This is a genomic window from Escherichia sp. 93.1518, assembly GCF_013368915.2.
Taxonomy (GTDB): domain Bacteria; phylum Pseudomonadota; class Gammaproteobacteria; order Enterobacterales; family Enterobacteriaceae; genus Escherichia; species Escherichia ruysiae.
The window spans coordinates 1-23,360 of the sequence record NZ_JABWMT020000032.1 but is presented as its reverse complement, the minus strand read 5'-3'; the positions used below and the strand labels follow the sequence as shown (position 1 = coordinate 23,360).

The 23,360-nt window shown below is 52.0% G+C and carries 19 protein-coding genes and 1 pseudogene; 9 read left to right on the top strand and 11 right to left on the bottom strand.

The window, feature by feature from the left end; genetic code table 11:
• Nucleotides 1-206 precede the first annotated feature (206 nt).
• The 8 genes from fbaB to HEN21_RS18875 all read left to right on the top strand — a co-directional run bounded on the left by fbaB (nucleotide 207) and on the right by HEN21_RS18875 (nucleotide 7,742).
• Entirely contained in the window at nucleotides 207-1,259 is a 1,053-nt protein-coding gene (gene fbaB, locus HEN21_RS18910) for a class I fructose-bisphosphate aldolase (RefSeq protein ID WP_000129561.1), read from the top strand.
• Nucleotides 1,260-1,488: 229 nt separating this feature from the next.
• Entirely contained in the window at nucleotides 1,489-2,343 is an 855-nt protein-coding gene (locus HEN21_RS18905) for a tagatose bisphosphate family class II aldolase (protein WP_176252662.1), read from the top strand.
• 28 nt (nucleotides 2,344-2,371) lie between these two features.
• Nucleotides 2,372-3,634, top strand: coding sequence for a tagatose-bisphosphate aldolase subunit GatZ (gatZ, locus tag HEN21_RS18900; protein ID WP_176242627.1), 1,263 nt, complete (start codon nucleotides 2,372-2,374; stop codon nucleotides 3,632-3,634).
• 12 nt (nucleotides 3,635-3,646) lie between these two features.
• Nucleotides 3,647-4,099 (top strand): PTS galactitol transporter subunit IIA, encoded by a 453-nt coding sequence (gatA, locus tag HEN21_RS18895; protein WP_000163639.1) that lies wholly within the window; start codon nucleotides 3,647-3,649, stop codon nucleotides 4,097-4,099.
• 31 nt (nucleotides 4,100-4,130) lie between these two features.
• A complete protein-coding gene (gene gatB / locus HEN21_RS18890) occupies nucleotides 4,131-4,415 on the top strand; it encodes a PTS galactitol transporter subunit IIB (protein ID WP_000823282.1) in 285 nt (94 codons plus the stop codon).
• Nucleotides 4,416-4,418: 3 nt separating this feature from the next.
• Nucleotides 4,419-5,774, top strand: coding sequence for a PTS galactitol transporter subunit IIC (locus tag HEN21_RS18885; RefSeq protein WP_000490655.1), 1,356 nt, complete (start codon nucleotides 4,419-4,421; stop codon nucleotides 5,772-5,774).
• Nucleotides 5,775-5,822: 48 nt separating this feature from the next.
• Entirely contained in the window at nucleotides 5,823-6,863 is a 1,041-nt protein-coding gene (gene gatD, locus HEN21_RS18880; protein ID WP_176252663.1) for a galactitol-1-phosphate 5-dehydrogenase, read from the top strand.
• Between the two features lie 105 nt (nucleotides 6,864-6,968).
• Nucleotides 6,969-7,742, top strand: coding sequence for a DeoR/GlpR family DNA-binding transcription regulator (locus tag HEN21_RS18875; RefSeq protein WP_010351518.1), 774 nt, complete (start codon nucleotides 6,969-6,971; stop codon nucleotides 7,740-7,742).
• Nucleotides 7,743-7,832: 90 nt separating this feature from the next.
• On the opposite strand, the gene yegS is transcribed toward HEN21_RS18875, so the two are convergent.
• The 11 genes and pseudogenes from yegS to mdtA form a co-directional block, all read right to left on the bottom strand.
• Entirely contained in the window at nucleotides 7,833-8,732 is a 900-nt protein-coding gene (gene yegS / locus HEN21_RS18870; RefSeq protein ID WP_000753104.1) for a lipid kinase YegS, read from the bottom strand.
• A gap of 258 nt (nucleotides 8,733-8,990) precedes the next feature.
• Complete coding sequence (gene trhP, locus HEN21_RS18865; RefSeq protein ID WP_000476031.1) at nucleotides 8,991-10,352, bottom strand: prephenate-dependent tRNA uridine(34) hydroxylase TrhP; 1,362 nt, start codon at nucleotides 10,350-10,352, stop codon at nucleotides 8,991-8,993.
• A gap of 102 nt (nucleotides 10,353-10,454) precedes the next feature.
• Entirely contained in the window at nucleotides 10,455-10,751 is a 297-nt protein-coding gene (locus tag HEN21_RS18860) for a type II toxin-antitoxin system RelE/ParE family toxin (protein ID WP_021551026.1), read from the bottom strand.
• A gap of 1 nt (nucleotide 10,752) precedes the next feature.
• A pseudogene (locus HEN21_RS18855) lies at nucleotides 10,753-11,050 on the bottom strand (type II toxin-antitoxin system ParD family antitoxin).
• 211 nt (nucleotides 11,051-11,261) lie between these two features.
• Complete coding sequence (locus tag HEN21_RS18850) at nucleotides 11,262-11,594, bottom strand: YegP family protein (protein WP_000929406.1); 333 nt, start codon at nucleotides 11,592-11,594, stop codon at nucleotides 11,262-11,264.
• A gap of 227 nt (nucleotides 11,595-11,821) precedes the next feature.
• Nucleotides 11,822-12,544 (bottom strand): two-component system response regulator BaeR, encoded by a 723-nt coding sequence (baeR, locus tag HEN21_RS18845; RefSeq protein WP_000137866.1) that lies wholly within the window; start codon nucleotides 12,542-12,544, stop codon nucleotides 11,822-11,824.
• Nucleotides 12,541-13,944, bottom strand: a complete 1,404-nt coding sequence (gene baeS / locus HEN21_RS18840; RefSeq protein WP_000675166.1) for a two-component system sensor histidine kinase BaeS — start codon at nucleotides 13,942-13,944, stop codon at nucleotides 12,541-12,543. The genes baeR and baeS overlap by 4 nt, the downstream gene beginning before the upstream one ends.
• Entirely contained in the window at nucleotides 13,941-15,356 is a 1,416-nt protein-coding gene (locus HEN21_RS18835) for an MFS transporter (RefSeq protein WP_176252664.1), read from the bottom strand. Before HEN21_RS18835 ends, baeS begins: the two co-directional genes overlap by 4 nt.
• Entirely contained in the window at nucleotides 15,357-18,434 is a 3,078-nt protein-coding gene (gene mdtC / locus HEN21_RS18830; protein WP_016231809.1) for a multidrug efflux RND transporter permease subunit MdtC, read from the bottom strand.
• Nucleotides 18,435-21,557, bottom strand: a complete 3,123-nt coding sequence (mdtB, locus tag HEN21_RS18825) for a multidrug efflux RND transporter permease subunit MdtB (protein WP_176252665.1) — start codon at nucleotides 21,555-21,557, stop codon at nucleotides 18,435-18,437.
• The gene (gene mdtA / locus HEN21_RS18820) at nucleotides 21,557-22,804 is read right to left on the bottom strand and encodes a multidrug efflux RND transporter subunit MdtA (protein ID WP_176252666.1); all 1,248 of its coding nucleotides are present in this window, start codon (nucleotides 22,802-22,804) and stop codon (nucleotides 21,557-21,559) included. Before mdtA ends, mdtB begins: the two co-directional genes overlap by 1 nt.
• Before the next feature lie 278 nt (nucleotides 22,805-23,082).
• Here mdtA and HEN21_RS18815 point away from each other — a divergent pair, with 278 nt between their 5' ends.
• Nucleotides 23,083-23,139: a type I toxin-antitoxin system Ibs family toxin gene (locus HEN21_RS18815; RefSeq protein WP_012767742.1), complete on the top strand. Its 57-nt coding sequence runs from the start codon at nucleotides 23,083-23,085 to the stop codon at nucleotides 23,137-23,139.
• Nucleotides 23,140-23,360 lie beyond the last annotated feature (221 nt).

The window sequence follows — 23,360 nt, the reverse complement described above, 5'->3', positions numbered from 1 at the left end:
ATCAAATAATACCTTTTAAATACCTTTGCGGTGAAAGCTTGACCGCTGTAACACTTTTTCTGATGAATCGAGCCAACAGAAAACGCTGAAAAAACATCCTGAGAATGGAAAAAATAGCCTGTAACGACCAGGATTATGATTGCCCGCAAAGGCGGGCCAGGACAATCCATAGCCGATATCCAATCGGAATTTACGGGAGCATAGTAATGACAGATATTGCGCAGTTGCTTGGCAAAGATGCCGACAACCTTTTACAGCATCGTTGTATGACTATTCCTTCTGACCAGCTTTATCTTCCCGGACATGACTACGTAGACCGCGTGATGATTGACAATAATCGCCCGCCGGCGGTGTTACGTAATATGCAGACGTTGTACAACACCGGGCGTCTGGCGGGAACGGGATACCTTTCCATTTTGCCGGTTGATCAGGGCGTCGAGCACTCTGCCGGAGCTTCATTTGCCGCTAACCCACTCTACTTTGATCCGAAAAACATTGTCGAACTGGCGATCGAGGCGGGCTGTAACTGTGTGGCGTCAACTTACGGCGTGCTGGCATCGGTATCGCGGCGTTACGCGCACCGCATTCCGTTCCTCGTCAAACTCAACCATAACGAGACGCTAAGTTACCCGAATACCTACGATCAAACGCTGTATGCCAGCGTAGAGCAGGCGTTCAACATGGGGGCGGTGGCGGTTGGTGCGACCATCTATTTTGGCTCGGAGGAGTCACGTCGCCAGATTGAAGAAATTTCTGCGGCCTTTGAACGTGCGCATGAACTGGGCATGGTGACAGTGCTGTGGGCGTATCTGCGTAATTCTGCCTTTAAGAAAGAGGGCGTTGATTACCATGTTTCCGCCGACCTGACCGGCCAGGCGAACCATCTGGCGGCGACCATTGGCGCGGACATCGTCAAACAGAAAATGGCGGAAAATAACGGCGGCTATAAAGCGATTAATTACGGTTACACCGACGACCGTGTTTACAGCAAGTTGACCAGCGAAAACCCGATTGATCTGGTGCGTTATCAGTTAGCTAACTGTTATATGGGGCGCGCAGGGTTGATTAACTCCGGCGGCGCTGCGGGCGGTGAAACTGACCTTAGCGATGCGGTGCGTACTGCGGTTATCAACAAACGTGCAGGCGGAATGGGGCTGATCCTTGGTCGTAAAGCGTTTAAGAAATCGATGACCGACGGCGTGAAACTGATTAACGCCGTGCAGGACGTTTATCTCGATAGCAAAATTACTATCGCCTGATACGCTTCATACGAACAGCACTACCCCGTAGGGCGGATAAGGCGTTCGCGCCGCATCCGGCATAAAACCACGCGCACTTTGCTACGGCTTCCCTCTTGGGAGGCCGTTTTTTTGTCTGTCATTGCTGGATTTATTTTCATTTTGTCGTTTTTGTGATCATTATCTCGACATTTAAAAACAAATAATTTCATTATATTTTGAAATCGAAAACAAACGACAGGATGTGAAAATGTACGTGGTATCGACAAAGCAGATGCTGAACAACGCGCAGCGCGGCGGCTACGCGGTTCCGGCATTCAACATTCACAATCTCGAAACGATGCAGGTAGTGGTGGAAACCGCAGCCTGCCTGAATGCGCCGGTCATCATCGCCGGAACACCCGGCACGTTTAACCATGCCGGAACAGAAAACTTGCTGGCGCTGGTTAGCGCGATGGCGAAGCAGTATCACCATCCGCTGGCGATTCACCTTGACCATCACTCAAAGTTTGAAGATATCGCGCAGAAAGTGCGCTTCGGTGTGCGCTCGGTGATGATTGACGCCTCGCATTTGCCTTATACGCAGAACATTGCACGAGTCAAAGAAGTGGTGGATTTTTGCCATCGCTTTGATGTCAGCGTCGAAGCTGAACTGGGGCAACTTGGCGGTCAGGAAGACGATGTGCAAGTCAATGACGCCGATGCTTTATATACCAGTCCATCACAAGCCCGCGAATTTACGCAAGCGACGGGAATTGATTCCCTGGCGGTCGCCATCGGCACCGCTCACGGTATGTATGCCAGTGCCCCGGCGCTGGATTTCTCCCGCCTTGAGGCCATACGTCAGCAGGTTGCGCTACCGCTGGTACTGCATGGTGCGTCGGGACTGTCTTCTGCGGACATTCGCCAAACAATCAACCTGGGTATTTGCAAAATCAATGTCGCGACGGAGCTGAAAAATGCCTTCTCGCAGGCGTTAAAACGTTATCTGACGGAACATCCAGAGGCGACCGATCCCCGAAATTATTTGCAGTCGGCCAAATTGGCAATGCGCGATGTGGTGAGCAAAGTGATTGCCGATTGTGGCTGCGAGGGCAGGGCATAACGCATCTGCCATTTAACAAGGAAAAACCATGAAAACGTTAATTGCCCGGCATAAAGCCGGTGAACATATCGGCATATGTTCTGTCTGTTCGGCGCATCCGTTGGTTATTGAAGCGGCGCTGGCTTTCGATCTCAGCAGCACACGCAAAGTGCTGATTGAAGCAACGTCAAACCAGGTCAATCAATTTGGCGGTTATACCGGAATGACACCGGCGGACTTTCGCGAATTTGTTTTTGCGATTGCTGATAGAGTTGGGTTTGCGCGCGAGCGCATTATTCTCGGCGGCGACCATCTGGGGCCAAACTGCTGGCAGCAAGAACGTGCGGATGCAGCGATGGAAAAATCCGTCGAGCTGGTAAAGGCATATGTTCGTGCCGGTTTCAGTAAAATTCATCTTGATGCGTCAATGTCCTGTGCGGGCGACCCTGTACCTTTAGCGCCAGAAACGGTTGCTGAACGTGCCGCTGTACTTTGCCACGCAGCGGAAAGCGTGGCGACAGATTGCCAGCGTGAACAACTGACTTATGTGATTGGCACCGAAGTTCCGGTTCCGGGCGGTGAGGCCAGCGCCATTCAGTCGGTGCACATCACAAGGGTAGAAGATGCCGCCAATACTTTACGTACACATCAAAAAGCGTTTATTGCCCGTGGCCTGACAGAGGCGTTAACGCGCGTGATTGCGATAGTGGTACAGCCTGGCGTTGAATTTGATCACAGCAATATTATCCATTATCAGCCGCAAGAAGCGCAGGCGCTGGCGCAATGGATAGAAAACAGCAAAATGGTCTATGAAGCACATTCCACCGATTACCAGACCCGGACGGCGTATCGGGAATTAGTACGCGATCACTTTGCAATTTTGAAAGTAGGGCCAGCATTAACCTTTGCTTTACGCGAGGCGATATTTGCGCTGGCACAAATTGAGCAGGAACTTATCGCGCCGGAAAATCGCAGCAGTTGTCTTGACGTGATTGAAGAAGTCATGCTCGACGAACCGCAATACTGGAAAAAATATTACCGTGCTGGATTTAACGATTCTTTGCTGGATATTCGTTATAGCCTTTCTGATCGTATTCGTTATTACTGGCCGCATAGTCGAATTAAAAATAGCGTCGAGATGATGATGGCGAACCTTGACGGTGTCGAAATTCCACTGGGTATAATTAGTCAGTATTTGCCAAAACAATTTGAACGCATCCAGAGTGAGGAACTCAAGGCGATACCACATCAGCTTATTATGGATAAAATTTTTGATGTTCTGCGCGCCTATCGTTACGGTTGTGCAAAATAATAAGGATGTAATATGACAAAGCTATTTGTTCGTAGCGGTATTTCGTTTGCCGATCGCCGCGAAGCACTCACCCATATTGGCAATGAAATGGTCGCGCAAGGTGTTGTTCATGACTCCTGGCCACAGGCATTAATTGCCAGAGAAGCGGAATTCCCCACCGGGATTATGCTGGAACAGCACGCCATTGCAATACCGCACTGCGAGGCGATTCATGCAAAAACGTCAGCCATTTATCTGTTAAGACTCGCGGATAAAATCAATTTTCAGCAAGCAGATGATGATAATGAAGTGGCGGTTTCATTAATCATCGCCCTGATTGTAGAAAATCCACAGCAGCAACTGAAACTTTTACGTTGTTTATTTGGCAAGCTGCAACAACCCGATGTGGTCGAAACGCTTATCAACATTCCAGAAGTGCAATTAATGGAATATTTCAAAACATCTGTTTTAGATTCAAATGAATAAAATCCCTCTGTACTAATAAAAAGGACTATTTATGAAACGCAAGATTATTGTCGCTTGCGGAGGCGCGGTTGCGACTTCTACGATGGCGGCGGAAGAGATTAAAGAGTTATGTCAGAGCCATAATATCCCTGTTGAATTAATCCAGTGTCGGGTTAATGAAATAGAAACTTATATGGATGGTGTACATCTGATTTGTACTACTGCCAAAGTTGATCGCAGTTTTGGTGATATTCCGTTAGTTCACGGTATGCCTTTTGTTTCTGGTGTAGGGATCGAAGCATTACAAAATAAAATTCTGACTATCTTACAGGGGTGACCTATGTTTTCAGAAGTCATGCGTTATATTCTCGACCTTGGCCCTACGGTCATGTTGCCGATTGTCATTATTATTTTTTCAAAAATATTAGGCATGAAAGCAGGCGATTGCTTTAAAGCGGGTCTGCATATCGGGATTGGCTTTGTTGGCATCGGTCTGGTGATTGGCTTAATGCTGGATTCCATTGGCCCGGCGGCGAAAGCGATGGCGGAAAATTTCGACTTAAATCTGCATGTGGTCGATGTCGGCTGGCCGGGATCATCTCCAATGACCTGGGCGTCGCAAATTGCGCTGGTGGCTATTCCAATTGCAATTCTGGTTAACGTGGCAATGCTGCTCACGCGTATGACGCGGGTAGTGAATGTCGATATCTGGAATATCTGGCATATGACCTTCACCGGCGCGTTGCTGCACCTGGCGACCGGTTCATGGCTGATTGGCATCGCGGGAGTGGTGATTCACGCAGCGTTTGTTTATAAGTTGGGCGACTGGTTTGCCCGCGATACCCGTGATTTCTTTGAGCTGGAAGGCATTGCCATTCCGCACGGCACATCGGCGTATATGGGGCCGATTGCGGTGCTGGTCGATGCCATTATCGAAAAAATCCCTGGTATTAACCGGATTAAATTTAGCGCCGACGATATTCAGCGTAAATTTGGCCCTTTTGGCGAACCGGTCACCGTGGGTTTTGTGATGGGACTGATTATCGGCATTCTTGCCGGTTACGATGTCAAAGGCGTATTGCAACTGGCGGTAAAAACGGCGGCGGTGATGCTGCTGATGCCACGGGTGATCAAACCTATCATGGATGGTTTAACGCCCATCGCGAAGCAGGCGCGTAGCCGTTTACAGGCGAAGTTCGGCGGTCAGGAGTTTTTGATTGGGCTTGATCCGGCGTTGCTGCTGGGGCATACGGCTGTGGTGTCGGCAAGTCTGATTTTTATCCCGCTCACTATTTTGATTGCCGTTTGTGTGCCGGGTAATCAGGTGCTGCCGTTTGGCGACCTTGCCACCATCGGCTTCTTTGTGGCGATGGCGGTCGCGGTGCATCGTGGAAACCTGTTCCGCACCCTGATCTCTGGCGTCATCATTATGAGCATCACCCTGTGGATTGCGACGCAAACTATTGGCCTGCATACCCAACTGGCTGCCAATGCGGGCGCGTTAAAAGCCGGAGGCATGGTGGCTTCGATGGATCAGGGCGGTTCACCGATTACTTGGTTACTGATTCAGGTTTTCTCCCCGCAGAATATCCCCGGTTTCATTATTATCGGCGCTATTTATCTCACCGGTATTTTTATGACCTGGCGTCGGGCGCGCGGTGTTATTAACAAAGAGAAAGCTGCTGTCGCACAATAAATTATACCCAAGGGGGAGAATATCCCCCTTTATCACTCAGGAGTTTTTATGAAATCAGTTGTTAATGATACTGATGGTATTGTCCGCGTGGAAGAACATAAGTTACCAGAAATTTATCATCAGGATGATGTGCGGATTAAAATTGCCAGTTCAGGATTATGTGGTTCCGATTTGCCTCGGATATTTAAAAATGGCGCACATTATTACCCCATAACATTGGGGCATGAATTCAGTGGTTTTGTTGATGCCGTGGGGAGTGGGGTAAATGATTTACAAACTGGCGATGCGGTCGCTTGTGTGCCGTTATTACCCTGTTTTAAATGTCCGGAATGTCTGAAAGGGTTTTATTCCCAGTGTGCGAAATATGATTTTATTGGATCACGACGCAACGGGGGATTGGCAGAATATATTGTGGTGAATCGAAAAAATGTCTTTGCACTACCAGAGGAAATGCCGATTCAGGATGGTGCCTTTATAGAGCCAATTACCGTCGGCCTGCACGCTTTCCATTTAGCGCAAGGCTGTGAAAATAAAAACGTCATTATTATTGGTGCCGGAACCATCGGCCTGCTGGCGATCCAGTGCGCCAGTGTGCTGGGGGCGAAGAGTGTGACGGCTATCGACATTAGCCCAGAAAAACTGGCACTGGCAAAATCCTTCGGTGCTACGCAAACATTTAACAGCAGCGAAATGAGTGCGCCACAAATGCAGGCTGTTTTACGCGAACTGCGCTTTAATCAGCTTATCCTTGAGACGGCTGGCGTACCGCAGACCGTCGAACTGGCGGTAGAGATTGCCGGACCTCATGCACAACTGGCGCTGGTGGGCACGTTGCATCAGGATCTGCATTTAACGTCGGCGACATTTGGCAAAATATTGCGTAAAGAGCTGATGGTTATCGGCAGTTGGATGAACTACTCCAGCCCGTGGCCAGGGCAGGAGTGGGAAACAGCGAGCCGCTTGCTGGCAGAGCGTAAGTTATGTCTGGAGCCATTAATCGCTCACCGTGGGAGCTTTGAAAGCTTCGCCCAGGCGGTGCGTGATATCGCTCGCAATACCATGCCGGGTAAGGTGTTGCTTATTCCCTGAAACCGTGGGCCAGCGTGATGCTGGCCCGGCGTTGTGCAAAACAGATCATTCACCAATGGTCCCCCTTCGTTTACACTATGCGCAATTGAATATGGGTAAATGACGATGAATTCATTCGAGCGAAGGAATAAGATCATCCAATTAGTGAATGAACAGGGGACCGTGCTTGTTCAGGATCTGGCGGGAATATTTGCTGCCTCGGAAGCGACAATCCGTGCCGATTTGCGCTTTCTCGAACAAAAAGGCGTGGTTACGCGCTTTCATGGTGGTGCGGCGAAAATAATGTCCGGCAATAGCGAAACCGAGACACAGGAAGTAGGATTTAAAGATCGCTTTCAGCTCGCCAGTGCGCCTAAAAACAGAATTGCACAGGCAGCAGTAAAAATGATCCACGAAGGGATGACCGTTATTCTCGACAGCGGAAGTACGACAATGCTTATCGCCGAAGGATTAATGACCGCCAAAAATATCACGGTGATTACCAACAGTCTCCCTGCGGCATTTGCCCTTTCCGAAAATAAAGATATTACGCTGGTGGTTTGTGGTGGCACGGTACGCCATAAAACGCGCTCGATGCATGGTTCCATTGCCGAGCGTTCATTGCAGGATATCAATGCCGATTTAATGTTTGTTGGTGCGGACGGTATCGATGCGGTTAATGGCATTACCACCTTTAATGAAGGTTATTCGATTAGCAGTGCTATGGTCACCGCAGCAAATAAAGTGGTTGCGGTACTGGACTCAACGAAATTTAACCGCCGTGGATTTAATCAGGTACTGCCAATCGAAAAAATTGACATTATTATTACTGATGATGCCGTGTCAGAGGTGGATAAACTGGCATTGCAGAATACACGGGTGAAATTAATTACAGTGTAGTATTCATCTGTTCAGTTTGTAGGCCGGATAAGGTGTTTACACCGCATCCGGCATAACTGATTCTCCTTAATGCAAGAGAGAATAATTTGTTTAACGCAATAACGGGCAATCTGGTGGTAGCCGGCAACGCAATGCTGCCGGAAGTATTTCGATATGAAAACGTTGCCCGCTTAACGGTTCGCCATCAAGATTAAAGGTGATTTCATGAGGCGCTTGTATTTCGAACCATGCCGAAGCGCCTTCAATAATATTCGGATTTTCTTCGTCAGGTTTTAAGGTTGAAAAGAGAGCTGGAAGAATTTCATCGCCGGTGAAAATACGCAGTTGTAACAAACCATCATTGATCAGCGCATTTGGGCACAGTTGCTGACCACCACCGGCCTGACGCCCGTTGCCAATACCAATAACCAGCGCATCGCCTTGCCAGTGAAAATTTTCACCACGGATTTCACAGCGATCCGGTTGCAGCGTATCCATGCGCATTAAGCCGTGAATGATGTAAGAGACGCCACCCAGCGCGGCTTTTAATTTCTCTGGCGTTTCGGTGGTGATGCGTGTTCCAAATCCGCCCGTTGCCATGTTGATAAAACAGGTTTGTTTGTTGACCTGTGCCATATCAATTGCAATAGCGTTACCAGCAATTGCCAGTTTAAGTGCCTTATCCAGCGCCTCAGGAATACCCACACTGGTGGCAAAATCGTTCGCTGTACCTAGCGGCAATATTCCCAAAGCAGGAATTTCATTGCCCTCACACTGAATCAACGCCGTGGAGACTTCATTAATAGTGCCATCGCCACCGCCGGCAATCACCGTTGCCACGCCAAGCTGGCGGGCTTCCTCAACAAAACGCGCAGCATCACCTTTCTCCCAGGTAACCCGCACATGGATAGTCATTCCTTCCTCACGCAGCAGCATAATTGCTTCGCGTAATGTTTCATTGTCAGTACTTTTGCCGTTAAGAATCAGTAAGCTGGCGGGGAAATCTGCCATGATCGTATGCCTTTATGATTGGTCTGTAGATAGTGTAGAGCAGAAAAGAAAAGGCGGTGTCAGAACAGGATGAAAGTCGTGGTACGAAAAAAATAAGCCCGTGTAAGGGAGATTACACAGGCTAAGGAGGTGGTTCCTGGTACAGCTAGCATTTTATGGGTTATGTTTTTCAGCGAAACGGATGATAACCTTAATAAATGCAGCTGTATGTGATCGGTTTCTAAGAATTTTCCATCCGGGAAAAATAATCGAAATTAATCACTTACCGTGCGGGTTACGCGTGGTTTCACCGGAGAAATTACGCATCAGCAGTGCGTAATTGAGCTCGAGATCCTGCGGAACCGGGAGCCACACGGTATAACCATCGCCAGGTGCAACCGGCATCGCTTCACCTTTGGCATTTTCCATATGCTCAAGGGTAAAGTTGATGTTGCCCTGTGGCGTCATCAGCTCAAGACTGTCGCCAACGGAGAATTTATTTTTCACTGCCACCGCAGCGAGCTCACCTTTGCGTTCACCGGTAAACTCACCAACAAACTGCTGGCGGTCAGAAACGGAATAACCGTATTCGTAGTTCTGATAATCGTCGTGAGTATGACGACGCAGGAAACCTTCGGTGTAACCACGATGCGCCAGACCTTCCAGAGTTTCCAGCAGGCTGGTATCGAACGGTTTGCCTGCAGCGGCGTCATCGATAGCTTTACGATAAACCTGCGCGGTGCGTGCGCAATAATAGAAAGATTTGGTACGGCCTTCGATTTTCAGCGAATGCACACCCATTTTAGTCAGGCGTTCAACATGGGCGATGGCACGCAGATCTTTCGAGTTCATGATGTAAGTGCCGTGTTCATCTTCAAACGCGGTCATATATTCGCCCGGACGCTGGGCTTCCTCAATCATAAACACTTTGTCAGTTGGCGCGCCGATACCCAGCGTCGGTTCGACGTTTTGCACCGGAATTGGCTCGTATTTGTGTACGATGTTGCCGACGTCATCTTCTTTGCCTTCCTGGACGTTGTACTCCCAGCGGCAGGCGTTGGTGCAGGTGCCCTGGTTCGGGTCGCGTTTGTTGATATAGCCAGAGAGCAGGCAGCGACCGGAGTAGGCCATGCATAATGCGCCGTGAACGAAAATTTCGAGTTCCATATCCGGCACCTGATTGCGGATCTCTTCAATCTCTTCCAGCGACAGTTCGCGGGAGAGGATCACGCGAGTCAGGCCCATTTGCTGCCAGAATTTTACCGTCGCCCAGTTTACGGCGTTGGCCTGCACCGAAAGGTGGATCGGCATTTCAGGGAAGTGCTCACGCACCAGCATAATCAGCCCCGGATCGGACATAATCAGCGCATCCGGCCCCATTTCCACTACCGGTTTCAGGTCACGGATAAAGGTTTTCAGCTTAGCGTTATGCGGCGCAATGTTGACCACGACATAGAACTTTTTCCCCAGCGCATGGGCTTCATTGATGCCGAGCTGAAGATTTTCGTGGTTGAATTCGTTGTTGCGCACACGCAGGGAGTAACGCGGCTGACCCGCATAAACAGCATCTGCGCCATAAGCGAAAGCGTAACGCATATTTTTCAGCGTTCCCGCCGGGGAAAGGAGTTCCGGTTTAAACATAATTCTCTCGTTCTGATGACAGGTCAGATCCGCTCCACCTGATGAAGCGGTTAGGGGAGTGCCCCCACTTTAAGGGCGGGCATTGTAGCGCAATCGGCGGGTTTAGCTCCAGTGCAAATGTCTGGTAGCGTCCTGGTTTTGGTTAAGGATGCGAATGACGATAATTTCCCCTGGTGATTGCAGGAAATAAATGAGGTGGCGTTCAAAAGGAAGAACAAAAATGCCTTCGCCTAATTCAGGTCTGGGAGTACCAATATTATTGTTACTCAGAATCTGGAGAACGTCTGAAAGATGTTCAACATATTTGTCGGCTTGTGGTTCGCCGAAATGGTGATAACTGTAATACCAGATGCCTTCTAAATCCTCGTTGGCTTTTGGCATGAGCTTAATAATACGCACATTATTTCCTTATCCCTGCTTTCACCTTCCGTAAAAACGCATCCTTTTCCCACGGCTGAGCTTCACCACTATTCAACCCTTCTGCAAGCATGTCACGTAACGCTTGCAGGCGAGACTCTGCTTGTTTTTCTCGAAGTAAGCGCAGTGACTCACGGATCACTTCGCTTTGGGTGCGATAGTCGCCGGATTCAATCAAGGACTCGATAAATTCGCGCAACTCATCGCCGAGATCAACCGTCATCGTTCTGGCCATGTTTATGCTCTCTTGTAAGTAAAAATCTTACGTCAGTGTATGTCATAAACCGGATAGCGTCACGAAAAGTATTAGAAGATATTTTGCTATATGAACATGTTCAGGAGGATAAGGATGGGGAGTGTTAAACAAAGAGAGCAGAATGAGTGCTTGCCTGTGCCTACTATTTTAATGGCGCAGATTAATCTTAATCATCAATAAATAAGTGTTTATTGGAAATAAAGCCGGACGCAACTGAGTTACGCCCGGCTTAACTATTAAGTATTGTCTTTCACCTTCTGACTTGCGCCATTGGTTTTTACAGAAGCAATTCCGACTTCGCGTGATTGAGCGGTGGCATACATCTGGCTGGAACCGATTATCTGATGATTGCCAGCTTTCAGATTGAAATAAAATTTGCCGTTGCTCGCTGTTTTTTTCTCATAGCGTTCGTCCTGCGGGCTGTTGCTTTGCACCGAGGCAATGCCCTTTTCCGCAGCGGCTTTTGAGGTATACAGTTCGCTGGTGAGAATGATCTCACCATTGCCCGCTTTTAGCACAAACCGGAACTGATTTTCACTGCTCTTATTGAGTTCAAACCAACCAGCCATAATGACTCCTTGATTGAAATTGCGTATCGAAAACAGTATGTAACGATTTAAGTATGGGTGATATTCAGTTGACTGCCAATCAGGGGAATACCCTCTAAAGGGTGGGGGAGATTACTGATAAATATGCAGGAATCTGAATGCGGATACGGTTTTATCCCTCTCCTTTCAGAGAGGGGCATGACGGGTTAATAAACAGGAAATTCAGCTCTCACCTGGGCAACGATATATTAAACGATACGACAGGCGTCAGCTTCCCAGCGGTAACCAACACCGTAAACGGCACGGATAAAGGACTGCTCTTCGTCCAGCGCCTCCAGTTTACGGCGCAGGTTTTTAATGTGGCTGTCGATGGTGCGGTCGGTTACCACGCGGTAATCGTCATAAAGATGATTGAGTAATTGCTCGCGAGAGAATACTTTTCCCGGTTCATGGGAGAGCGTTTTCAAAAGGCGAAATTCTGCAGGTGTCAGATCAAGCATTTTGCCACGCCATGAAGCCTGAAAACGACCTTCGTCGATAATCAACGGGCTTTCGGCATCCTGTTGCTGCAACTCGCGCTGCGGTTTGCAGCGGCGCAAAATGGTCTTAACACGCGCCACCACTTCCCGTGGGCTGTACGGTTTGCAGATATAGTCATCGGCGCCAATCTCCAGCCCCAGCAAACGGTCGATTTCTTCGATTTTTGCCGTAACCATCACGATGGGGACATCGGAAAAACGACGAATTTCCCGGCAAAGTGTCAGACCATCAGTGCCTGGTAGCATCAGATCCAACAGGATCAGATCCGGTGGTGTCTGGCGCATATACGGCAGTACCTGATCACCGTGGCTGATAAGGGTCGGCGCATAGCTCGCAGCACGCAGATAATCAATGAGCAACTGCCCCAGCTTCGGTTCATCTTCCACGATCAAAATACGCGGTGTGTTTTCGTCGATTGGTAACTCGGTCATACTTCTCTCTGTAAATCCCGTTCCAGCGGTAACTCTACTGTAATGCTTACCCCGCCAAAAGGCGAATGAGTGGCAACAATGCGACCATTGTGCGCTTCAACAATGTTAAGGCAAATCGCCAGTCCCAGGCCGGAACCGCCGCTGGCACGGTTGCGGGAACCTTCGGTGCGGTAAAAACGCTCAAACAATTTTTGCAGTTGTTCGTCGCTGACGCCCGGCGCACTGTCGGCAAAAGTCAGACGTACCGTTTTGTCGCGCTGCTCGGCGGAGATTTGCAGGCTGCCGCCGCTGTCTGTGTAACGTAGACTGTTCTCCAGTAAGTTATTGAATAACTGCATTAAACGATCGCGATCGCCAAATACGGTGATGCTATCCGGCAGGGAAAATTGCAGCTTCAGGCCACGGCTGGCGAATCGTTCGCGAAATGCGCCGCCCGCCACTTCCAGCAGTGGGATCAGATCTACCGGTGCTTTTTGATAGGCGAGGGCACCTTCATCAGACATCGATAACTGATGGAGATCGTCAACCAGTTTGGTCAGTGTACCGACCTCCGCCTGTAAAGACGCCACTGTCTCGGGCGTAAATTTACGCACGCCATCCTGAATGGCTTCCAGTTCCCCACGCAGTACTGCTAAAGGCGTGCGCAGTTCGTGAGAGATATCAGCCATAAAATCGCGGCGCATCTGTTGGTTTTTCTCCAGCGTGCTGGCGAGCTGGTTAAAGTCCTGAGCCAGTTTTCCTAATTCATCTTCACTGGTGGGCGTTACGCGGGTAGTGAAATCGCCCGCCGCCAGTTTGTGCGTGCCATCCACCAGTCGTTTCACTGGGGCCAGCAAACCGCGCGCCAGTGGGAATGTCGCCAGCGCCGCCAGTAAGGTAGATAAAGCGACAATCAGCCAACTGGTTTGCCGCTGTTGTTTATCGAAATTGATATCGGTATTGCGGGTCAGTCGCTCGACTGGAGAGGCTATTACCGCGCCAACTTCAACACCATTGACCAGAATCGGCCGCCGTGTACCGTCCAGTGGAATGGGAGAGCGTGGGCCAACCAGCACTTTGTTGTTTTGATCAACCACCCAGAACTGAGTACGCCAGCCGTGTGGCGGCATACCGGGACCCGGTTTGTCTTCATTGTTATCATGTTCAAATGAGCGCAGTATCTGAAATACAAAACGATCGTTATTACGCAGAAAGCGCCAGTTACCGTGCTGGGCGTACTGCTCGCCAAGTGCATCTCCGAGCATTTGCAGCCGCTGTTCATTACCATGCTTAATGTAATCGATAAAGCCGCGCTCAAAACTGATACGTACCGCCCAGTGCATCGTGATCAATAACACAATGCAGGTGGCGAAGATCGCCAGAAACAGTTTGCCGGTAATGCCGGGTCGCCAGAACTTCATTGCGCGCTCCTTTTTCTCCGCGAAATAGCCACGTTTTGATGCGTATCGTTCGGCACTCTGGCAAAGATGAACGCCGGAAGGGCGATGATAAACGCCATGCTAAGCCAGGTGTACATAAAGACGGTTTGTGTGGTGCCGCTGTCGACGCTGACATGCTGCGAACCAAAAAGTCCCAGCAACAGCCCGGCGATGGTGACGCCGATACTCATCGACAATTGCATAATCATCGACAGCAGACTGTTGCCGCTGCTCGCCAGATTGTCCGGGAGATCTTTCAGCGTCAGGGTGTTCATGGAGGAGAAACGCGTTGAGTTGACCATTCCTTGTAAAAACAGAACGAATGGCAAAACGTAGTACCAGCCCAACAGAGCGGTAGTCATAAACAACAGGGTGACCAGCGACAGACCCAGCGTGGTTGCCACCAGTACCCGGCGATAACCAAAGCGGTTAACCACCTGCACCACAATCCGCTTCATTCCCATGCTGCCGAGCACCATCGGGATCATCATCAGTCCGGCATGGAACGGCGAGAAACCGAGGCCAATCTGCAAGAAAACCGGCGTCATAAAGGGCAACATACCGCTGCCAATACGTCCGGCAAAACTCCCCGCCAGACCCAGCGAAAAGGTGCGGGTGCGGAACAGGTTCAGGCTGAAAAGGGCGCGGTTGTTATTTCTGGCGTGCAGCAGATAAAGCACCAGTGCCACTACGCCAACCGCCACCAGGCCGGCAATCGCCAGCGGAAAAAGTCCTGTGCCTTTACTGCCATCCAGCGCCAGCGTTAATACAGCCATACCAACCGCCAGCAACAGAAAGCCGGAGAGATCGAAGCGCCGCGTCTGCATGGTGTAGTTTGGCATTAACATTAGCGTGGCGATCGCACCGATAATCCCTACCGGAATGTTGATCAAAAAGATCCAGTGCCACGACGCGTACTCCACCAGCAGGCCGCCGAGCGCCGGACCGAGCAGTGGGCCGATCTGACCGGGCAGCTTGACAAAGGTCATTGCCGCCATATATTGCTCGCGCGGAACAATTTTCATCACCGTTAGCCTGCCAACAGGCACCATCATCGCACCGCCCACGCCCTGTAACGCACGTGCCAGCAACAGTTCATTCAGCGTGCCGGAAAGCGCGCAAAACAGCGAACCGAGGGTAAACAGCACGATAGCGGTAAAGAAAATATTGCGCACGCCAACTTTGTCCGCCAGCCAGCCGCTGGCAGGCAGCATCACCGCCACGGTCAGTACATAAGAGACAATGACCATGTGCATATGCAGCGGGCTTTCCCCCAGGCTTTGCGCCATCGAGGGAAGCGCGGTGTTGACGATGGTGGTATCCAGCGACTGCATAAAGAAGCCGAAAGCCACAATCCATAATTGCCAGCGGGTGCTGTCAGGAAGATCTGTCATTTACTCGGTTACCGTTTCTTTAGATTTTCGCGAAAAACGCAGCCGCAGACGGTCGAAAAAGAGATACACCACCGGCGTGGTATACAGCGTCAGGAGCTGACTCATTACCAGACCGCCGACAATGGTGATCCCCAATGGTTGACGCAGTTCCGAGCCGTCGCCGCCAGATAATACCAGCGGCAGCGCACCAAACAGTGCCGCGAGGGTAGTCATCATAATCGGGCGAAAACGCAGCAGACAGGCCTGGAAAATGGCTTCCTGTGGCGCCAGATTTCCATTTCTTTGAGCTTCGAGCGCAAAATCGACCATCATGATGGCGTTTTTCTTCACAATGCCGATTAATAACATGATCCCTATCAGGGCGATTAGGCTGAACGGGGCATTGAACAGCTCCAGCGCCAACAGCGCCCCAACGCCCGCCGAGGGCAGGGTGGAGAGAATGGTCAGCGGGTGCACGTAGCTCTCGTACAACATTCCCAGCACGATATAGACCGTGGCGATCGCCGCGATAATCAGGATCACCTGCGAGTTCATCGTCTCCTGGAACACCTGCGCCGTTCCGGCAAAACTGCCGCGCACCGTCGAAGGCACGCCAAGCTGGGTCATTGCGCGATCGATTGCCGCACTGGCGTCCGAGAGCGATTTCCCGGTCGGCAGGTTGAACGAGATGGTCGAGGCCGCCGATAATCCCTGATGATTCACCGACAACGGGGCATTCGCCGGTTGCCATTTGGCAAAATACGAGAGCGGGATCGCTTTTCCTTCGTTATTAATGACGAACATTTTTTCCAGCGCGCTGATGTCCTGGGTATAGCGCGGATCCACTTCCATCACCACTTTATACTGGTTCATCGGCTGGTAAATGGTCGAGATTTGCCTCTGACCAAAGGCGTTATTCAGCAGACTGTTAGCGGCCTGCACGTCGATTCCCAGCCGCGCCATGGTGTCGCGATCGTAAACCAGGTTCATCTCCGCGCCGTTATCCTGTTGATCGGAGTTCACGTCCGCCAGTTCCGGCAATGTCGCCAGTTTTTTGCGGATTTTCGGCTCCCATTCGCGCAGTGCCGCCAGGTCGTCGGATAACAACGTGTACTGGTAGCTGGCGTTCGACTGACGTCCGCCAACGCGAATATCCTGTACCGCCATCAGGAACAGATTCGCCCCCGGCTCTTTTGCCAGCTTCACGCGCAGACGGTCGATAATTTGCTGCGCTGTTTCGCTGCGTTCGTCGCGTGGTTTCAGCGTGATAAACATCATTCCGCTGTTAACCCGCGAACCACCGGTAAATCCGGTGACATTATCCACTGCCGGATCGTCACGGATAATTTTCATGAAATCCTGCAACTTACCGCGCATCGCCTGAAACGAAATACTCTGATCCGCCTGTATCCCGCCCATCAGCACACCGGTGTCCTGCTCCGGGAAGAAGGTTTTCGGGATCGAGATATACAACCAGATATTCAGCGCAATGGTGCCAAGCAGCACCACGCCTACCAGACGGGTGTGATTGAGTACCCATTTCAGCGACTTACCATAGCCTTGTTGCAGCGCAACCAGCATCCGGCCAAAACCGCGTAGCCGTGTTTGTTCACGCGGCTTGCTGGCTTTCAGCATCCAGCCGCACATCATTGGCGTTAGCGTCAGGGAAACCAGCAACGAAATACCAATGGCGACAGAAAGTGTCACGGCAAATTCGCGTAACAGGCGCCCCGGCAATCCGCCCATCAACAGCAGCGGCAGGAACACCGCCACCAGTGACAGACTCATCGACAGTACCGTAAAGCCGACTTCGCGAGTACCTTGCAGCGCGGCCTGTAGCGGTTTCATCCCCGCCTCCAGATGACGGGCAATGTTTTCCAGAACCACGATGGCGTCATCCACGACAAAGCCTGTGGCGATGGTGAGCGCCATTAGCGACAGATTATTGAGACTGAATCCGCACAGATACATCGCCGCAAACGTACCAATCAGCGAAACGGGCACCGCAACGGCAGGAATAATGGTGGCGCGACCTGAGCGCAGGAATAAAAAGACCACCAGAATAACCAGCGCCACCGAGATAATCAGCGTTTGCTCGACTTCTTCCAGCGAGGCGCGAATGGTGGGGGAGCGATCCTGGGCAATTTGCAGATCAATCGCCGCCGGAATGGTCTCCTGCAACTCCGGTAATTTTGCCCGGATGCTGTCTACCGTCTGGATAATATTGGCTTCCGGCAGTTTGCGGATCATCAGCAAAATAGCCGGTTTGGCGTTGGTCATCCCGGCGTTGCGCACATCCTGCACCGAGTCGGTCACCGTCGCCACATCGCCCAGACGAACCGCGCCGCCGTTGTTGTAATGAATAATCAGCGGCTGATATTCAGCGGCTGTTTTCAGTTCATCGTTAGTCTGGATCTGCCAGCGGTGGGTATCATCTTCCAGCGCCCCTTGCGGTTTACGCACGTTGGCATTGCTGATGGCGGTGCGCACATCGTCCAGCGACACGCCCTGATTAAACAGCGCCTGCGGATTCAGCCCGACGCGCACCGCAGGCAGCGAGCTGCCGCCGACATCGACATCACCGACGCCATCGATTTGCGCAATCGTCGGCGCCAGCTGCGTCGAGGCGAAATCGTACAATTCACCCTGGGAATAAGTATCGGATGTCAGCGTCAGGATCATAATTGGCGCATCTGACGGGTTCGCTTTGCGATAGGTCGGACGGCTGGGCATCCCGCTGGGCAACAGGCTTTGTGCGGCGTTGATTGCCGCCTGCACATCGCGCGCCGCGCCGTTGATATCCCGGTCAAAATCAAACTGCAAAATAATGCGCGTGCTGCCGAGCGAGCTGCTGGAGGTCATCTCACTGACCCCGGCAATGCGCCCAAGTGAGCGTTCCAGCGGCGTGGCAACGGAAGACGCCATTGTCTCTGGCGACGCCCCAGGCAGCGAGGCGCTGACCATAATCACCGGAAAATCGACCTGCGGCAGCGGGGCGACCGGCAGCATACGGAAGCCCAGTATGCCGCACAGGGTAATGGCAACCGACAGTAAAATCGTCGCCACCGGGCGGTAAATGAAGAGAGCGAAAAACTTCACTTACGCCTCCTCTTCATGACGGGCAAAGCGGCTTTTTGCCCACAATGCCAGACGGTCGAACAGCAAATAAATCACCGGCGTGGTAAACAGCGTCAGCACCTGGCTGACAACCAGACCACCGACCATGCCGATACCTAACGGACGACGCAGTTCCGCGCCGACTCCGGTACTTAACATCAGCGGCAACGCGCCAAGCAGAGCTGCCAGGGTGGTCATCAGGATCGGACGAAAACGCAACAGACAAGCCTGGTAAATGGCATCGCGCGGCGACATGCCTTGCTCGCGCTCGGCAGCCAGCGCGAAGTCGATCATCATGATGGCGTTTTTCTTCACAATACCGATCAGCAAAATAATGCCGATAATCGCAATCACATCCAGTTCACTACCGGCAATCAGTAACGCCAGCAATGCACCGACACCTGCGGTGGGTAGCGTCGAGAGAATGGTGATCGGGTGAATAAAACTTTCATACAGAATGCCGAGCACGATATACATCGCCACCACCGCCGCGACAATCAGCCAGACAGTGCTGCCCAGCGCCGACTGGAAGGCGAGGGTGCTACCCTGGAACTGCGTGGTGATATCCACTGGCAGATTCAGCGTCTTCTCGGTGTCCATAATCGCCTGCACCGCATCGCCCAGCGAATAGTTATCCGGCACGTTAAAGGAGATGGTGGTGACCGGGAACTGATCCAGATGGTTGATGGAGAGCGGCGCAAAACGCTGCTCAATTTTGGCTATCGAGCTAAGTGGCACCACGCCGCCATCGCTGCTGGTCAGGCGAATGGTATCCAGCGCCGCCAGCCCAGGGGTATTTTCAGTGTTGTGCTCCAGCACCACGCGATACTGGTTGGCCTGAGTATAAATAGTGGAAATCAACCGCTGACCAAACGCGTTGTACAGGGCGTTATCGACATCCGCCATGCTGATACCCAGACGGCTGGCGCTGTCGCGATCAACATTGACATACGCCACCAGCCCTTTGTCCTGCCAGTCGCTGGAGACATCAGAAAGCTGTGGAAGCTGCTGGAGCTTTTCCATCAACTGCGGCACCCAGGTGCTGAGCGCATCCAGCGAAGTTGCCTGCAAGGTGAACTGGTACTGCGTGCGGCTGACCTGGGTATCGATGGTCAGATCCTGCGTCGGTTGCAGGAAGAGATCGACGCCCGGCACTTTATCCACCGCCGTTTGCAGACGGGCGATGACTTTTTGCACCCGGTCATCACGTTCATCCAACGGTTTGAGGTTGATCTGCAAACGCGCACTATTCAGCGACGGGTTAGTGCCATCAACGCCAACAAATGAGGTCAAACTTTGCACTGCCGGATCTTGTAAAATCACATCCGCGACCTGGCGTTGCCGCTGGGCCATATTGGCAAAGGAGCTGGATTGCGGTGCCTGCAAAGTGCCCTGAATAATGCCGTTGTCCTGCACCGGGAAGAAGCCTTTCGGAATGAACACCCACAGCAGTACGCTAAGCAGCAGGGTGCTGAGCGCCACGCTTAAGGTCAGCCACGGATGATTCAGCACTTTCGCAAGCCCCCGACCATAGGCGGCGATTATCCCGTCGAACATTTTCTCCGAGGCACGGGAGAAGCGGTTTTGTTTACGCAGCGGCTCCTGGCTGAGCATCCGCGCGCACATCATCGGCGTCAGGGTCAGCGACACCACGGCTGAGATCAAAATCGCTACTGCCAGGGTAATAGCAAACTCGCGGAACAGTCGCCCCACGATATCACCCATAAACAGCAGCGGGATCAGTACCGCAATCAGCGAAAAGGTCAGTGAGATAATGGTAAAGCCGATTTCGCCTGCGCCTTTAAGCGCCGCCGCCAGCGGTTTTTCGCCTTTTTCGATATAGCGGGAAATGTTCTCAATCACCACGATGGCGTCATCCACCACGAATCCGGTCGCGATGGTTAATGCCATTAACGTCAGGTTATTGATCGAGAAATCGAGAAACACCATGACCGCGAAGGTGCCGATTAACGACAGCGGCACTGCAACGCCGGGAATGATGGTCGCCGGAATATTGCGCAAAAACAGGTAGATAATCATGACTACCAGCGCGATAGCCATCATTAGTTCAAACTGGGTATCGTTGACCGATGCGCGGATGTTGGTGGTGCGGTCAGAAAGCACCGTCACTTTTACCGATTTCGGCAAACTCTCGGTAAGCTGCGGCAGCATCTGCCGGATGCTGTCGGCGGTGGAGATAATGTTAGCACCGGGCTGGCGCTGAACATTCATCACAATGGCCTGTTCTTTGTTCGCCCACGCGCCGAGCCAGCTGTTTTCCGCACCTTGCTCTACGGTTGCGACATCGCCCAGACGAATCGGCGCGCCGTTCTGGTAGGCGATGATTAGCTGGCGATACTCTTCGGCGGATTGCATCTGGTCGTTAGCGGAAAGCGTGACCGCACGGGAAGGGCCGTCGAGGCTACCTTTGGCTGAGTTAACGTTAGCGCCGGTAATGGCGGTGCGCACGGTTTCGCTAGTCAGGCCGAGGGCGGCAATCGCCTGGGCGTTAAGTTTGACGCGAACAGCCGGACGCTGGCCGCCGGAAAGCGTCACCAGTCCAACACCGGAAATCTGCGAGATTTTCTGCGCGACGCGGGTTTCCACCATATCTTCCACCTGCGTCATCGGCATGGCGGTTGAGGTGACGGCAAGCGTCATGATCGGCGGATCTGCCGGGTTCACTTTGCTGTAAACCGGCGGATTAGGCAGATCGCCCGGTAGCAGGTTAGTGGCGGCGTTAATCGCGGCCTGCACTTCCTGCTCGGCGACATCCAGCGGCAATGTTAGCTGGAACTGCAAGGTGATAACTGACGCACCGCCGGAACTCTGCGACGACATCTGTTTCAGGCCAGACATCTGCCCAAACTGGCGTTCGAGCGGCGCGGTAACGGCAGAGGTCATGACATCCGGGCTGGCGCCAGGGTAGAGCGTGACCACCTGAATAGTCGGGTAGTCCACTTCCGGCAGCGCCGAAACGGGCAGGGCACGATAGCCGATAATCCCGGCGAGTAAGATCGCCACCATCAGCAGCGTGGTGGCGACAGGACGCATAATAAACAGGCGCGACGGGCCGCCTGTGCTGCTCGGAGGTAACACCTGCATCAGGAACGCGCTCCTTTTTTCGCGTATTCGCGGCTGGTGGCTTTCTCTTCCGGTGCGGTGGCGCTCTGAGCTTCTACCACTTCCACTTTCGCTCCTTCGGTCAGGCGATCAATACCGTCTGTCACTACGCGATCGCCTGCGGAAATACCCGCGCGGATCACCACTTTCTGACTGTCCTGAATGCCCGGCGTCACCAGATGTTTGCTGACCTTGTTTTCGCTATTCAGCACCCAGACAAAGTGGCCTTCGTTACCCATTTGCAGGGCAGCGGTTGGGATCACCACGGCGTTTTGTTCGGTGTCGACTAACATGCGCGCGTTAACAAACTGGTTGGGAAACAGCGCATCATCCTGATTATTAAAGCGTGCTTTTACTTTAATGGTGCCAGTAGTGGTATCGATTTGGTTATCGAGACTTAACAGCGTACCTTCACTTAACTTCTTCGAGTTGGTGCGATCCCAGGCTTCTACCACCAGCGGTTTTCCGGCTTTTTGCGCCTGCACAACGGTGGCGATATCGCTTTCCGGCAGAGTGAAGAGCAAATCGATAGGATGCGTCTGGGTGATCACCACAATGCCAGTGGTATCGCCGCTGGAGATTTGGTTACCGACATCAACCTGCTTGAGGCCAACGCGACCATCGACTGGCGCAGTAATCCGGCTCCAGTCGAGTTGCAGTTGCGCGCTGGCGACACTCGCTTCATCAGCCTTAATGGTGCCTTCGGTTTCACTGACCAGCGCCTGTTGGGCATCCAGTTCCTGACGAGATACGAGATTGGTTTTTGCCAGTTGTTGATAACGCGCCAAATCACGGCGCGCGTTGGCAAGCGTGGCTTTATCTTTTGCCAGTTGTCCCTGTGCCTGGGCCAGTGCGACTTTGAACTGGCTGGGGTCAATCTCTGCCAGCAAATCGCCCGCTTTTACCTGCTGGCCTTCCTGGAAATGCAGCGCCATCAACTGGCCGTCAACGCGACTGCGCACCGTAACAGTATTAGCGGCGGTAATAGTGCCAAGCCCGGTGAGATAACGCGGAACGGCCTGTTCAATGGCGGTTGCCGCCTGTACTGGTGCTAAAGGGCCGGAACGCATACCACGGCGACCACCCGCTGGCGGCTGCTGTGCTTGTTTCGTCGCACCTGGCGCTGCGCTCTGGGATTCATTGCGGCCTTGCCAGAACCAGAATGCGGCGATGGCGGCGATAACCACCACGATTACGATTACCCAACGGGATTTATAACTGTCTTTCATCGTTAAGAGTTTCTCTTCCTGAAACGTTTCGCGCAATGTTACTAGTGTAGCCAGCCAATAAGGGAGAAAAATGGAGGAATTATGAAACAGTTTCGCGAATAGTCTGAATGGTGGTGCACTTTGCGAGCGCGCATCCAGTAATGACGCAGGAAACTATTTTATCTACGCGTTAACGATAGACTGCGTACATGGCGAAAGGAGGTAAGCCGAAGATTTCAGCGGGACGCTGAAACGGGAAAGCCCCTCCCGAGGAAGGGGTCTTAAATAAGGACAGGGTCATGATGAAGATACTCATCATCGTGGTGCTCTTAGTGATTAGCTACCCAGCATACTAAGACTACCAGGGCGGGGGAAACCCCGCTCTACCCTCACTCCTGAAAATATGCCTTCACGGTCAGATTGTCAATCCGCAGGCTTTGCCGTCTGCGATCCTGCCAGCAAATATTCTTTGCGAGTCGTTACGCAATAATCACAGATGAAACTATGTTATCCACGAGTCAGCGATAGACTGCGTACATGGCGAAAGGAGGTAAGCCGAAGATTTCAGCGGGACGCT

What these genes read in the sequence shown, in the direction of transcription:
- gatD (WP_176252663.1), top strand. Translation starts at nt 5,823, where the DNA reads ATGAAATCAGTTGTTAATGATACTGATGGTATTGTCCGCGTGGAAGAA.
- mdtB (WP_176252665.1), bottom strand. Translation starts at nt 21,557, where the DNA reads ATGCAGGTGTTACCTCCGAGCAGCACAGGCGGCCCGTCGCGCCTGTTT.
- baeS (WP_000675166.1), bottom strand. Translation starts at nt 13,944, where the DNA reads ATGAAGTTCTGGCGACCCGGCATTACCGGCAAACTGTTTCTGGCGATC.
- gatZ (WP_176242627.1), top strand. Translation starts at nt 2,372, where the DNA reads ATGAAAACGTTAATTGCCCGGCATAAAGCCGGTGAACATATCGGCATA.
- baeR (WP_000137866.1), bottom strand. Translation starts at nt 12,544, where the DNA reads ATGACCGAGTTACCAATCGACGAAAACACACCGCGTATTTTGATCGTG.
- gatA (WP_000163639.1), top strand. Translation starts at nt 3,647, where the DNA reads ATGACAAAGCTATTTGTTCGTAGCGGTATTTCGTTTGCCGATCGCCGC.
- gatB (WP_000823282.1), top strand. Translation starts at nt 4,131, where the DNA reads ATGAAACGCAAGATTATTGTCGCTTGCGGAGGCGCGGTTGCGACTTCT.
- HEN21_RS18835 (WP_176252664.1), bottom strand. Translation starts at nt 15,356, where the DNA reads ATGACAGATCTTCCTGACAGCACCCGCTGGCAATTATGGATTGTGGCT.
- trhP (WP_000476031.1), bottom strand. Translation starts at nt 10,352, where the DNA reads ATGTTTAAACCGGAACTCCTTTCCCCGGCGGGAACGCTGAAAAATATG.
- HEN21_RS18875 (WP_010351518.1), top strand. Translation starts at nt 6,969, where the DNA reads ATGAATTCATTCGAGCGAAGGAATAAGATCATCCAATTAGTGAATGAA.
- yegS (WP_000753104.1), bottom strand. Translation starts at nt 8,732, where the DNA reads ATGGCAGATTTCCCCGCCAGCTTACTGATTCTTAACGGCAAAAGTACT.
- HEN21_RS18850 (WP_000929406.1), bottom strand. Translation starts at nt 11,594, where the DNA reads ATGGCTGGTTGGTTTGAACTCAATAAGAGCAGTGAAAATCAGTTCCGG.
- HEN21_RS18885 (WP_000490655.1), top strand. Translation starts at nt 4,419, where the DNA reads ATGTTTTCAGAAGTCATGCGTTATATTCTCGACCTTGGCCCTACGGTC.
- HEN21_RS18905 (WP_176252662.1), top strand. Translation starts at nt 1,489, where the DNA reads ATGTACGTGGTATCGACAAAGCAGATGCTGAACAACGCGCAGCGCGGC.
- fbaB (WP_000129561.1), top strand. Translation starts at nt 207, where the DNA reads ATGACAGATATTGCGCAGTTGCTTGGCAAAGATGCCGACAACCTTTTA.
- mdtA (WP_176252666.1), bottom strand. Translation starts at nt 22,804, where the DNA reads ATGAAAGACAGTTATAAATCCCGTTGGGTAATCGTAATCGTGGTGGTT.